Genomic DNA, 12,698 nt, shown 5'->3' with positions numbered 1-12,698 from the left:
CGCCCCGCCTTGTCGGCCGCGCGCCGGAGGACGGGGCACGGGAATCAAGGCCTCATTTCTGGCGGACCATCTTGTTGGCCTCGGTCGCCGCCAGCTGCAATGCCGTCACCGCGGGCTGCTGGCCCTGGAGGGCGTTGTCCAGGATCTGGTGGAAACGCGCGCGGATGCTGGGATAGTTGTTGATGCGGAATCCCTGGCCGGTCGCGCTGGCCTTCTGCGAATACACGGCCACCAGCTCGCGCCATTGTCCCAGGCCCTTGTAGTACTTTTCCGGGGTCTGGTCGAAGGCCGCGTGCGTCAAGGGCAGGAAGCCCGTGTCCTGGTGCCATTTCGCCGCCTGCTCGGGCTGCGCCAGCCAGCCCAGGAACTTGATCCGGGCCTCGGTGCGGGGCTTGTCGGTCTTGGTCAGCCACAGGCCCGCGCCCGACACGAAGGGGCTGCCGGGCTGTTTGGTGACCTCGGGATAGTACGGCAGGCCCGAAACGGCATAGCGCAGCAGGCGCTTGTCGTTGAAGCGGCCGATGTGGCCGGAATTGGACATCAGGATCGCGCAGTCGCCCGCCGCGAAACGATCCACCGACTGCGGCCCGAGCTTGGGCCCGACCATGATTTCGCTGCGCACCCAGCTGATCATCAGCGACAGGTGGCGCACATAGGTGGAATCGAAGGAAAAGCTGGGCAGCCCCTTGACTGTGAGGCCGTTGCCCCCGCTGGCAAAAAGCTGGTTGTTCACCGCCGCCAGGTTCTCGAGGTTGATCGAGACCGGCAAGTCCGAGGTCAGCGGGCACTTGCGCGAGCCGTTGTTCGCCAGCTCGACCAGCTGGGCTTGCAGCTCGAGCCAGGTGCGCTGCGGCACCGCGGGCTCGATGTCGGCTTTCTTGAAGGCATCCCGGTTGTAGTACATGACCGGAACCTCGAGCATGTAGGGAAACGCCATCAGGCGCCCCTTGGCATCGTGGATGAAGGCGTTGTCGGACGACAGGAACCAGCGGGCGTTCTTGAGCGCCGGGCCGTTCTGCTGGGTGTAGAAAGGCTGAATATAGTTGCGCCGGGCGATTTCCTCGAGGGTGTGGTCGTCGCCCAGCTCGACCAGCGCAGGCAGGTCCTTGGCGCGCGCCGCCTCGTCGAGGGCGGCCTCGAGTTTCTGCGGGGTCTCGAACACCCGCAGCTTGACGCGGACATCGGACTGGCCCCGGTTGTAGGCATCGACCAGGTCCTCGAAGGCCTCGGCATTGTGCTCGTCCATGGTGTGCCAGACCTGGATATCCGTCGCCGCGAAGGCCGGACCGGCTGCCAGGGCCGCGACGAGCGCCCACGCGGCATGGCGCCCCAGGCGCAAAAAGCCGGGGTGGCTGATGAATTTCATATTGAATCTAACCCAAAAAAGGAAAATCGACCTCTGGCGTCCGACCGGACACCAGATCCGCCAAGGCCTTGCCCGACCCCACGCCCATCGTCCATCCCAGGCTGCCATGCCCGGTATTCAAATAGAGGTTGCCGATCCGCGTACGGCCGATCAGGGGAACGTTGGAGGGTGTCGTGGGCCGCAAACCGGCCCAGAACTGAACATTACCAAAATCGAGTGCGCTTGGAAACATGGCGCGCGCCCGTTGCACCAGATTATTGCAACGCCGTGTATTCAAGGCCCGCGAATAGCCGCCGATTTCCGCGGTGCCGGCCATGCGCAAATGGTCGCCCAGGCGCGAGAACACGATCTTGGCCTCCTGGTCGATCAGGCTGACCTCGGGGGCGGCGGCCGGATCGCGCAGGGCGAAAGTCGCCGAATAGCCCTTGGCGGGATAGACCGGACAGTCGATGCCCAGCGGACCCGCCAGGTCGGGCGTGAAACTGCCCAGGGCCAGCACGTAGGCGTCGGCGCGCAGGGGCCGGAACCAGCCATCCGGCTCGACCACCTCGGCCACCGCCACGCGCCGCTCGCCCGGCACCAGGCGGCTCAAGCGCGTGTCGAAGCGAAACACGACGCCCGCCGCGCGGGCGCGCTCGGCCAGCGCGCGAGTGAACAGGTGCACGTCGCCGGATTCGTCGTCGGCGGTATAGTCGCCGCCCAGGATCTGCCCCCGCAGGGCCTCGAGCGCCGGCTCGATGCGCAGCACCTCGTCGGCATCCACGATGCGGCGGTCCACCCCCAGTGCGCGCATGCGCTCGGCGCTCTCGCAGGCATGGTCGAATTCGCGGGCGTCCCGATAGAAGGCCAGGATGCCGCGTTCCAGGTGGTCGTAGCGAATGTCGAGATCGGCGCGCAGGCTGCGCAGCGTCGACCGGCTGTATTGCGCCATGCGCACCATGGCCGCCACGTTGACGGCATAGCGCGTGGCCCGGCACTCGTTCAGGTAGCGGGCGCACCACAGCCACTGCCGGGGGCTCAGCCGTGGCGAGAACGCCAGGGGCGCGTCGCGCCTTCCCAGCCAGCGCAGGACCTTGCGCAGCGTATGCGCGCTGGCCCAGGGCTCGGCGTAGCACACTGAAATCTGGCCGCCATTGGCGCGGCTGGTCTCGAGCGCGACACCGGGGCGCCGCTCGATGACCTCGACCTCGTGGCCGGCCTGCGCCAGCCACCAGGCACTGGAGACGCCGATGATGCCGGCGCCGAACACGGCGACTTTCATACGCCGGCCTCGAGCCGATCGATCTCGGAGGTGAAGGCGTCGGCGTAGAATTCGTCGCCCGGCAGGCCGCAGGACTGGACGAAGTCCCGGCGGGCGGCCTCGACCATGGCCGGCGCGCCGCAGGCATAGACCTGATGGCCCGACAGATCGGGCAGATCCGCCATGACGGCGCGGTGGACCAGGCCCTCGCGCCCCGTCCAGCCGTCGGCCGGCCGGGCCTCGGAGACCACGGGGACATAGCGGAATCCCGGCAGGCGCTCCCGCCATTCCCGCGCCAGGGCGTCCATATACAGGTCGGCCGGACGGCGGCCGCCCCAATACAGCGTCGCGGGCCGCCGGACACCCGTGGCGATCATGTGCTCGACAATGGCCTTGATCGGCGCGAAGCCCGTGCCGCTGGCCAGGAAGACCACGGGCTTGTCGGTGTCCTCGCGCAGGAAGAACGAGCCCAGCGGACCCTCGATGCGCAGGATGTCCCGCGCCTTGAGCGCCGGCTCGGCCGCGCCGAACACCTGGCTGGTGAAGGCCCCGCCGGGCATGTGGCGCACATGCAGGCGCACCGTGTGGTCCTGGCTGGACGGCGCGGCCATGGAATAGGCGCGGCGCCGGCCGTCCTTGAGGATGAACTCCAGGTACTGGCCCGGGTTGTAGCGATAGGCCTCGGCCGAGGGCAGCTGCAGGGTGATTTCCATGACGTCGTCGGCCAGGGGCTGCAGGGCCAGGACGCGGACCGGCATCTTGCGCACGTGGATGTCGCCCGCCATGCGGACTTCGCGCGCCTCGATGACCAGGTCCGACGACGGCCTGGCCTGGCACAGCAGGGTGTAGCCGCGCGCCAGATCCTCGGCCTCGAGGATGTGCGCGGGCGCTTCGCCCGCAGCGTACTCGCCCGACACCACGCGGCCGCGGCATGTGGAGCATGCGCCCGTGCGGCAGCTGTAAGGCAATATCAGGCCGGCGGCCAGCGCCGCATCCAGCACCGTCTGCCCGGGCTCGACCGCGAAGGCCTGGCCGCCGGGCAACACCGTCACCTTGAAGCTCATGACCCGTCCCGCATGGCGTTGAATGACATCCCGAATTGCATGACACCCGACATTCTAGCCCGCGGGCCACAGACTCGGCTGTTTGACCTTGACGGCCAGAAGCTTGCCCTTGCGCGCACGCCGCCCCTCGTATTCACGCAGGGCCTCGCGATCCAGCGTCAGGACGGTGTCCTTGGCCCGATACACGCCGCGCAGGCTGACCCCGGCGGGTCCGACCGCGGCCCACTGCTCGAGCCGGTCTTCGGCATCGAAGCCCATCAGGATCGTGCCGCGGCCGCCGCCCGACAGGGTCTTGACCTCGTCCAGGGACAGCACCAGAAACTTGCCTTTTTTGCTGAGCAGGGCCAAGGCGTGGTCGTCCTCGCGCAGCATGAGCGGCTTGAGCAGGACATCGCCCCGGTCCAAGGTCACGAACTGCTTGCCCGCATGCTGGCGGGTGCTCAGGTCGCCGATGCGGGTCAGAAAGCCGGTGCCGGTGCGCACCCCCAGCATCACCCGGCGGTCCGCCGCGCCCGCCACCATATGGACGATGCGCGCCCCGGCCTCCATCGAGACCATGGCGGTCACCGGCTGCCCGTCGCCGCGCGCCGACGGCAGGCCCGCCACGGCGATGGCGTAGCTGCGGCCGGTACTGGACAGGGCGATCAGCTCGTCGGTGCTGCGGCACTCGATGGCATCGTACAGAGCGTCGCCGGTCTTGAAGCCGAACTGCGCGGGATCGTGGCCGTGCCCCTGGCGCAGGCGCAGCCAGCCTTTTTGCGAAATCACCACGGTCACGGGCTCGTCGGGCACCTGGGTCTCCATCACGGCCCGGCTGGCCGCCTCGATCAGGGTGCGCCGCTCGTCGCCGTACTGCTTGGCGTCGGCCTCGATCTCGCGGATCATCAGGCGCCGCATGGCCTCGGGCTTGTCCAGCAGTTCCTGCAGGGCCAGCTGTTCCTCGCGCTTTTGCGCGAGTTCCTGCTCGATGCGGATGCCTTCGAGGCGGGCCAGCTGGCGCAGGCGCATGTCGAGGATATCGTCGGCCTGGCGCTCGGTCAGATGGAACCGTTCCATCAGCGCCGCGCGCGGTTCCTCGGCCTCGCGGATGGTGCGGATCACCTCGTCGACGTTCAGATAGACGATGCTGCGCCCTTCCAGGATGTGGATGCGGTCCAGCACCTTGTCCAGCCGGAAACGGGTGCGCCGCGTGACCGTGGCCGAGCGGAATGCCAGCCAGGACTCGAGGACCTGGCGCAGGCTGCGCTGCCCCGGGCGGCCGTCGGTATCGATGCAGACCAGGTTCATCGACACATTGCCTTCCAGGCCGGTGCGCACCAGCAGCATGTTGACGAACTCGTCGCGGTCGATCCGGCTGGTCTTGGGTTCGAACACCAGGCGCACGGCGGCCTGCTTGCCGGATTCGTCGCGCACGGCGTCGAGCATGCCCAGGACCAGGGTCCGGGTCTGCTGCTGCTCGGCGCTCAGGCTCTTCTTGCCGGCGCGCGGCTTGGGATTGGTGAGGTCCTCGATGGATTCGAGGATTTTTTGCGCCGAGGTGCCCGGCGGCAGCTCGGTGACCACCAGCTGCCACTGCCCGCGGGCCAATTCCTCGAAATGCCAGCGCGCCCGCGCCTTGATCGTGCCGCGCCCCGTGGCGTAGATCTGGGCGATGTCCTCGGGCGCCGAGATGATCTGGCCGCCGCCCGGAAAGTCCGGCCCCGGCACCAGTTCGTAGAGCGCCTCGTCGCTCAGGGCGGGCTTGCGCAGCAGCGCCACGCAAGCCTGCGCGACCTCGCGCAGATTATGCGCAGGGATTTCGGTCGCCATGCCCACCGCGATCCCCGAGGCGCCGTTGAGCAGCATCACCGGCAGGCGCGCGGGCAGGCACACCGGTTCTTGCTGGCTGCCATCGTAATTGGGGATGAAATCGACGGTGCCCTCGTCGAGCTCGTCGAGCAACAGCCGGGAAAACGGCGTCAGCCGCGCCTCGGTATAGCGCATGGCCGCGGCATTGTCGCCGTCGCGCGAGCCGAAGTTGCCCTGCCCGTCGATGAGCGGGTAGCGCAGGCTGAAGTCCTGGGCCATGCGCACCATCGCGTCGTAGGCCGCCTGGTCGCCATGGGGATGGTATTTGCCCAGCACGTCGCCCACCACCCGCGCCGACTTGACCGGACGCGACTGGGCGCCCAGGCCCATCGCGTCCATCGCGTAGAGGATGCGGCGCTGGACCGGTTTCTGGCCGTCGGAGACCTCGGGCAAGGCGCGGCCCCGCACCACGGAAACCGCATAATCGAGATAGGCCTGCTCGGCGTAGCGGGCGAGGATCAGGCCCTCGTCGCCATCCTGGGCCGGTGTAAGGTCTTGTGTTGCGTCCATGCTCATGTCCTAGGGCCTGTTCACACTAAATGTCGATATCGGCCAGATTGCCCTTTTCCTCGAGCCAGGCGCGCCGCTGCGCAGCCTCGCCCTTGCCCATGAGCATGTCGAACATGCGCCGCGAGGCGCCGGTGCCCTCGCCGCCATGCCGCACACGCTCGAGGCGCCGGGTGTCGGGGTTCATGGTGGTGTCCCAGAGCTGCTCGGCACTCATTTCGCCCAGGCCCTTGAAACGGCTGATGCGCCAGGCGCTCTCGCGCAGGCCCTCGGCGCGCAGCTTGTCCTGCACGGAATCGAGTTCGCCCTGGTCCAGGCAGTAGATCTTGCGCGCCGGGCGCTTGCCGGCGGCCGGCACGTCGACGCGAAACAGCGGCGGACGGGCCACATAGACATGGCCCGCCTCGATCAAGCGCGGAAAATGGCGCAGGAACAGGGTCAGCAGCAGCACCTGGATGTGCGCGCCGTCCACGTCGGCGTCCGACAGGATGCAGATGCGCCCGTAGCGCAGCCCCGACAGGTCGACCGCCTGGTCGGGGCCATGCGGATCCACCCCGATCGCCACGGAAATGTCGTGGATCTCGCTATTGGCGAACAGGCGGTCGCGCTCGACCTCCCAGGCGTTGAGGATCTTGCCGCGCAGCGGCAGGATCGCCTGGAATTCCTTGTCGCGCCCCATCTTGGCCGATCCGCCCGCGGAATCGCCTTCGACGAGGAACACCTCGGTGCGCCCCGGATCCGAGGATTCGCAGTCGGTGAGCTTGCCCGGCAGGACCGCCACGCCGGAGCCCTTGCGCTTTTCAACCTTGCGCGCGGCGCGCGTGCGCGCCTGCGCCTGGCCGATGGCGAGCTCGGCGACGCGCTTGCCGTATTCGACGTTGGCGTGCAGCCACAGTTCGAGCGCGTTGCGCAGGAACCCGCCGACCAGGCGCACCGCGTCGCGGCTGTTCAGGCGCTCTTTGATCTGGCCCTGGAACTGCGGATCCAGGACCTTGGCCGACAGGATGAAGCTCGCCCTGGCATAGACGTCCTCGGGCAGCAGCCGCACGCCCTTGGGCACCAGGTTGTGCAGTTCGGCAAAGGATTTCACCGCGTTGAACAGGCCTTCGCGCAGGCCCGCCTCGTGGGTGCCGCCCGCGGTCGTCGCGATCAGGTTCACATAGGATTCGCGCACCACCGGCCCCTCGGCGGTCCAGGCCACGACCCACTGGGCGCCCTCGCCCTCGGCGTACTGCTCGTCGTCGTCGGCCGCGTACTGGCCCCCCTCGAATAGCGGCACGATCGTCTCGCCACCGCCCAGCGCCTCGGCCAGGTAGCCGCGCAGCCCCGATTCATAATGCCACTCGCGGCGCTGCCCCGACTTTTCGTGCAGCAGGCCGACGCGGATGCCGCCCAGCAGCACCGCCTTGCTGCGCAGCGCATGCTCCAGGTCGCCCAGGGGGATCTGGGCGCTGTCGAAATAGCGCGGGTCGGGCCAGACGCGCACCCGGGTGCCCGTGCGCCGCCGGGCGGCCGGACCGATGCGCGCCAGCGGCTCGGCGGTCTCGCCGCCCGCGAAGGCGATGCGGTATTCGCCGCCGTCGCGCCAGATCGTCACCTCGAGGCGGCTGGACAAGGCATTGGTCACCGACACCCCCACCCCGTGCAGACCGCCCGAGAACGCGTAGGCACCGCCATCGGCCTTGTCGAACTTGCCACCCGCGTGCAGCCGGGCATAGACCAGTTCGACCACCGGCGCATGTTCCTCGGGGTGCTCGCCCACGGGGATGCCCCGGCCGTCGTCCTCGACGGTCACGCTGCCGTCGGCGTGCAGCGTGACCTCGAGCGTGCGGGCAAAACCCGCCAGGGCTTCGTCGGCGGCATTGTCGATGACCTCCTGCAGGATATGCAGGGGATTGTCGGTGCGCGTGTACATCCCCGGGCGCTGGCGCACGGGCTCCAGCCCCTTCAGGACGCGGATCGAGGACTCGTCGTAGCGTGTGGTGGCCAATGTCGTTCCGTAGTCGGTGTGGTCGAAGACCGGTATTTTACGGAAGTTCGCCGGCGCGCCGCTGGCGCACAGTGGGAACGGCGCGCAACACCGCGCGACAATGCGCCTCGCACAGTGGTATGCTTTATCGCATTGTGCCGGACCGACGCAAAACCCCAGCGGCGGCCCTGCGGCAGGGGCGTGACCGCGCGCCGGCGCCCATTCTCCATTCCTCTCTGATTCCTAGCACAACCATGAGCGACTCCATCAAGCACGTCAGCGACGCGTCCTTCGAGGCCGACGTTCTCCAATCCGATCTACCCGTCCTGGTGGACTATTGGGCCGAATGGTGCGGCCCTTGCAAAATGATCGCCCCGCTCCTCGAAGAAGCCGCCGCCAAATACCAGGGCCGTGTTATCATCGCCAAGGTCAATGTCGACGACAATCCCGACAGTGCCGCAAAGTACGGCATCCGGGGCATCCCGACGCTGATGCTGTTCAAGGACGGCAAGGTGTCAACCACCAAGGTTGGCGCCCTGTCCCGGACTCAGCTCCAGGCGTTCCTCGACGACTCCATCTGATTCCGTAAACATCGATCCGGTCAATCCGCACGCTCGCGCGAGCCCGTTCAGGGCTCGCCGCCGATCCAACGATCCCTTTCTCCCCCTCTTCCCATGCATCTCAACGAACTCAAAGCACTGCACGTCTCGCAGCTGCTAGAAATGGCCGCCGGTCTGGACATCGAAAACGCCAGCCGCCTGCGCAAGCAAGAGCTCATGTTCGCCATCATGAAGCGGCGCGCCAAGCAAGGCGAGCAGATCTTCGGCGACGGGGTGCTGGAAGTCCTGCCGGACGGGTTTGGATTCCTGCGCTCGCCCGAGACGTCCTACCTGGCCAGCACGGACGACATTTATATCTCGCCCTCGCAGATCCGCCGCTTCAACCTGCACACCGGGGATTCGATCGAAGGCGAGGTGCGCACGCCCAAGGACGGCGAGCGCTATTTCGCGCTGGTCAAGGTCGACAAGGTCAACGGCATGCAGCCCGAGGCGATCAAGCATCGGATCATGTTCGAGAACCTGACGCCGCTGCACCCCGACGAGCCCATGGTGCTCGAGCGCGACATCAAGAGCAAGGAAAACATCACCGGGCGGATCATGGACATCTTTGCCCCGATCGGCAAAGGCCAGCGCGCCCTGATCGTGGCCAGCCCGAAATCGGGCAAGACCGTGATGATGCAGCACATCGCCCACGCCATCACGTCCAACTACCCCGACGCGGTGATGATCGTCCTGCTGGTCGACGAGCGGCCCGAGGAAGTCACCGAAATGCAGCGCACCGTGCGCGGCGAGGTCGTGGCCTCGACTTTCGACGAGCCCGCCACGCGCCACGTGCAGGTCGCCGAAATGGTCATCGAAAAGGCCAAGCGCCTGGTCGAGCTGAAAAAAGACGTGGTCATCCTGCTGGACTCCATCACCCGCCTGGCGCGCGCCTACAACACGGTCGTGCCCGCCTCGGGGAAGGTGCTGACCGGCGGCGTGGACGCCAATGCCCTGCAGCGGCCCAAGCGCTTCTTCGGCGCCGCGCGCAACCTCGAGGAAGGCGGCTCCCTGACGATCATCGGCACCGCGCTGATCGAGACCGGCAGCCGCATGGACGAGGTCATCTACGAGGAATTCAAGGGCACGGGGAACTCCGAAGTCCACCTGGAACGCCGCCTGGCCGAGAAACGCATCTATCCGGCCATCAATCTGAACAAATCCGGCACACGCCGAGAGGAACTCCTGATCAAACCGGAACTTCTACAAAAGATCTGGGTGCTGCGCAAGTTCATACACGATATGGACGAAGTCGAGGCCATGGAATTCATCCTGGACAAGATCCGGGCGACCAAAAACAACGCAGAATTCTTTGACATGATGAAAAAATAAGCGAGCATCCTTGATGACAAACCCTTCACTCGAGCAGTTTCTATCCCAGGTCCAGGCCCGCGATCCGCACCAGCCCGAATTCATGCAGGCCGTCACGGAGGTCGTGCACAGCCTGTGGCCCTTCATCGAGAAAAATCCGCGCTACGGCAGCCAGGCCCTGCTCGAGCGCCTGGTCGAACCCGAGCGCGCGATCCAGTTCCGCATCTCCTGGATGGACGACACCGGCCGCATGCAGGTCAACCGCGGCTTTCGCATCCAGCACAACTCGGCCATCGGCCCCTTCAAGGGCGGCATGCGCTTCCACCCCTCGGTGAATCTGTCCATCCTCAAGTTCCTCGCCTTCGAGCAGACCTTCAAGAACGCCCTGACCACGCTGCCCATGGGCGGCGGCAAGGGCGGATCGGACTTCGACCCCAAAGGCAAGTCCGACGCCGAGGTCATGCGCTTCTGCCAGGCCCTGATGCTGGAACTGCACCGCCATCTGGGCCCGGACATCGACGTGCCGGCCGGCGACATCGGCGTGGGCGCCCGCGAGGTCGGCTTCATGGCCGGCATGGCCAAGAAACTCTCCAACTCGGCGGCCAGCGTCTTCACCGGCAAGGGCCTCTCGTACGGCGGCAGCCTGATCCGCCCCGAGGCCACCGGCTACGGCACCGTGTATTTCGCCGAGGAAATGCTGCAACGCGTCGGCCAGTCCCTCGAAGGCTACACGGTCTCCATCTCGGGATCGGGCAACGTGGCCCAGTACGCCATCGAGAAATGCATGCAGCTGGGCGCGCGCGTGATCACGGTCTCGGACTCGCACGGCTGCGTGGTCGACAAGGCCGGCTTCACGACCGAAAAGCTCGCCGCCCTGATCGAACTCAAGAACCAGAAGCGCGGCCGCGTCGAGGAATACGCCAAGCAATTCAACCTGGTCTACGAGGCCGGCAAGCGCCCCTGGCACGTGCCGGTGGACGTGGCCCTGCCCTGCGCCACCCAGAACGAACTCGACATCGATGATGCACGCACCCTGATCGCCAATGGCGTGCGCTGCGTGGCCGAAGGCGCCAACATGCCGACCGCCTTCGACGCCGCCGAGGCATTCATCGCGGCGGACGTGTTGTACGCCCCGGGCAAGGCCAGCAACGCCGGCGGCGTCGCCGTGTCGGGGCTGGAAATGAGCCAGAACGCCCAGCGCCTGCACTGGACGCGCGACGAGGTCGACTCCAAGCTGCGCGCCATCATGCGCGACATCCATGAAAACTGCGTGCTCCACGGCGGCAACGGCAGATCGGTCAACTACCTGAATGGCGCCAACATCGCCGGCTTCGTCAAAGTGGCGGACGCGATGCTGGCGCAAGGCGTGTACTGAGGCCGGCCATGCACCGTTTTCGCCACGCTTGCCAAAAGGCTCCCCTCGGGAGCCTTTTTTTGCACACAGGGACTCGGCCTGCGGTGCGCAAGGGCATTTTCCGCGTGCAATACACGTTCTTTCGATACACTGAACGGTTCCCGACCGCCACCCGCCCTCGATCCACATGCACCTCCAACGCCACGTCCTGCACAACGAGCTCCACGCCCGTCCTTCCATGTACTTCGAGGCGCCCGCGCAGATCTTCCACCTGGCCCTCCTGGACGAGGACGACACGGCCGGCACCATCGTCCGCACACTGTGCGACCGGCACGTCGCCATGGCCGACCCCGGACAGCCCCTGGGCGAAATCCCCCTGGGCGAAGCCAGCCTGCGCTGGGAACGCCATACCGAGTTCCTCACCCTGACCCTGCTGATGCCGGGCCGCCACAGCAGCCCCTGGCCGGAACTCCCCCCTGTGCTGGCCGAGGTCGCCGAGGCGCACAGCCGCCTGCTGATCAATGCGGACCAAGTGTGCATCGAGTCCGCCGCCGACTGGACGGGGGACGTCGAGGCCTATGGATTCGAGGATCCGCTGGGCTCGATCCTGGACCGGGACAAGGCCACCGTCTGGAGCGACCTGCGCCTGAACGGCTCGGGGCTGAACCGCATGCTGGTGGTCAATCGCCAGCTCGACGGCCGCCGGCTCGGCCGGATGGTCCGGCGGCTGCTCGAGGTCGAAACCTACCGCTTGATGGCCTCGCTCACGCTGCCGATGGCGCGCGCGCTCAACACAGAGCTCAAACACTACGAAGCCGAGCTCGCCGCACTGTCCGACGACAACGCGCGCGCCGGCGCGCGCGAGGCCAAGGCCCTGCTGGAACGGATCACCGCGCTGTCGGCCCGCGTCATGCAGACGCGCGCACGCACCCGCCTGCGCTTCAGCGCCACCGAGGCCTACGCCCAGCTGGTCTTCGAGCGGATCGCCGAGCTGCACGAAAGCCGCACCGGCGACTGCCAGCAATTGGGGGCTTTCATCACCCAGCGCTTCCGTCCCACGGTGCGCTATTGCGCCTCCACCGACCGGCGCCTGTCGGCCATCGGCGAGGCCGTCGCGCACCTGGGCGAGCTGCTGCAGGCCAGGGTCCAGGTCGAAATGGAAGAGCAGAACGCCCAGATCCTGCACAGCCTGAGCGCACGCGCCGACACCCAGATCAAGATCCAGAAAGCGGTCGAGGGCCTGTCGATCATCGCGATCAGCTATTATCTGTTCAGCCTGTTCAAGCTGCTGTACGAGGGCCTGCTGGTGCTGGGCGCCGATCTCTCACCACGGACCGCCCTGCTGGCGGGCACGCCACTGGGCCTGCTCATCATCGCCGCGGTCGCCCACCGCATCCGCGACACCAAGCGGCACTGAACGCACCGGGATCACCGCGAAAC

At 67.0% G+C, this 12,698-nt stretch carries 9 protein-coding genes; 4 read left to right on the top strand and 5 right to left on the bottom strand.

Translation table 11 applies throughout. The annotated features are described in order from the left end of the window. Positions 1-52: 52 nt before the first annotated feature. From OOZ48_RS11255 to OOZ48_RS11235, 5 genes are read right to left on the bottom strand one after another with little or no spacing between them, the layout of a single operon-like run. Positions 53-1,366 carry an extracellular solute-binding protein gene (locus tag OOZ48_RS11255; RefSeq protein ID WP_269498341.1) on the bottom strand — a complete coding sequence of 438 codons (1,314 nt, stop codon included), beginning with the start codon at positions 1,364-1,366 and terminating at the stop codon, positions 53-55. A 7-nt stretch (positions 1,367-1,373) separates the two neighbouring features. Next, on the bottom strand, positions 1,374-2,627 hold the full coding sequence (locus OOZ48_RS11250) for a D-amino acid dehydrogenase (protein WP_269498339.1): 1,254 nt from the start codon (positions 2,625-2,627) through the stop codon (positions 1,374-1,376). Further along, a complete protein-coding gene (locus OOZ48_RS11245) occupies positions 2,624-3,670 on the bottom strand; it encodes a CDP-6-deoxy-delta-3,4-glucoseen reductase (RefSeq protein ID WP_269498337.1) in 1,047 nt (348 codons plus the stop codon). Before OOZ48_RS11245 ends, OOZ48_RS11250 begins: the two co-directional genes overlap by 4 nt. Before the next feature lie 54 nt (positions 3,671-3,724). Further along, a complete protein-coding gene (parC, locus tag OOZ48_RS11240) occupies positions 3,725-6,028 on the bottom strand; it encodes a DNA topoisomerase IV subunit A (protein ID WP_269498336.1) in 2,304 nt (767 codons plus the stop codon). A gap of 25 nt (positions 6,029-6,053) precedes the next feature. Next, positions 6,054-8,015, bottom strand: a complete 1,962-nt coding sequence (locus OOZ48_RS11235; protein ID WP_269498334.1) for a DNA topoisomerase IV subunit B — start codon at positions 8,013-8,015, stop codon at positions 6,054-6,056. Positions 8,016-8,248: 233 nt separating this feature from the next. Between OOZ48_RS11235 and trxA the strand changes: the two genes are divergently transcribed. The 4 genes from trxA to OOZ48_RS11215 all read left to right on the top strand — a co-directional run bounded on the left by trxA (position 8,249) and on the right by OOZ48_RS11215 (position 12,675). After that, positions 8,249-8,575 (top strand): thioredoxin TrxA, encoded by a 327-nt coding sequence (gene trxA / locus OOZ48_RS11230; RefSeq protein WP_269498333.1) that lies wholly within the window; start codon positions 8,249-8,251, stop codon positions 8,573-8,575. Positions 8,576-8,668: 93 nt separating this feature from the next. Beyond that, positions 8,669-9,925, top strand: coding sequence for a transcription termination factor Rho (gene rho / locus OOZ48_RS11225; protein ID WP_269498331.1), 1,257 nt, complete (start codon positions 8,669-8,671; stop codon positions 9,923-9,925). Between the two features lie 13 nt (positions 9,926-9,938). Next, entirely contained in the window at positions 9,939-11,279 is a 1,341-nt protein-coding gene (gene gdhA, locus OOZ48_RS11220) for an NADP-specific glutamate dehydrogenase (protein ID WP_269498330.1), read from the top strand. A gap of 166 nt (positions 11,280-11,445) precedes the next feature. Continuing rightward, entirely contained in the window at positions 11,446-12,675 is a 1,230-nt protein-coding gene (locus OOZ48_RS11215) for a DUF3422 domain-containing protein (protein ID WP_269498328.1), read from the top strand. Positions 12,676-12,698: the final 23 nt, after the last annotated feature.

The organism is Castellaniella sp. S9, from assembly GCF_027257175.1.
Taxonomy (GTDB): Bacteria; Pseudomonadota; Gammaproteobacteria; order Burkholderiales; family Burkholderiaceae_B; genus Castellaniella.
Note: the sequence above shows the minus strand (reverse complement) of the source record. Positions and strands in the feature narration are given on the sequence as shown.

Coding starts and splice junctions, on each gene's coding strand:
- OOZ48_RS11255 (WP_269498341.1), bottom strand. CDS start 1,366: ATGAAATTCATCAGCCACCCCGGCTTTTTGCGCCTGGGGCGCCATGCC.
- OOZ48_RS11250 (WP_269498339.1), bottom strand. CDS start 2,627: ATGAAAGTCGCCGTGTTCGGCGCCGGCATCATCGGCGTCTCCAGTGCC.
- OOZ48_RS11245 (WP_269498337.1), bottom strand. CDS start 3,670: ATGAGCTTCAAGGTGACGGTGTTGCCCGGCGGCCAGGCCTTCGCGGTC.
- parC (WP_269498336.1), bottom strand. CDS start 6,028: ATGGACGCAACACAAGACCTTACACCGGCCCAGGATGGCGACGAGGGC.
- trxA (WP_269498333.1), top strand. CDS start 8,249: ATGAGCGACTCCATCAAGCACGTCAGCGACGCGTCCTTCGAGGCCGAC.
- rho (WP_269498331.1), top strand. CDS start 8,669: ATGCATCTCAACGAACTCAAAGCACTGCACGTCTCGCAGCTGCTAGAA.
- gdhA (WP_269498330.1), top strand. CDS start 9,939: ATGACAAACCCTTCACTCGAGCAGTTTCTATCCCAGGTCCAGGCCCGC.
- OOZ48_RS11215 (WP_269498328.1), top strand. CDS start 11,446: ATGCACCTCCAACGCCACGTCCTGCACAACGAGCTCCACGCCCGTCCT.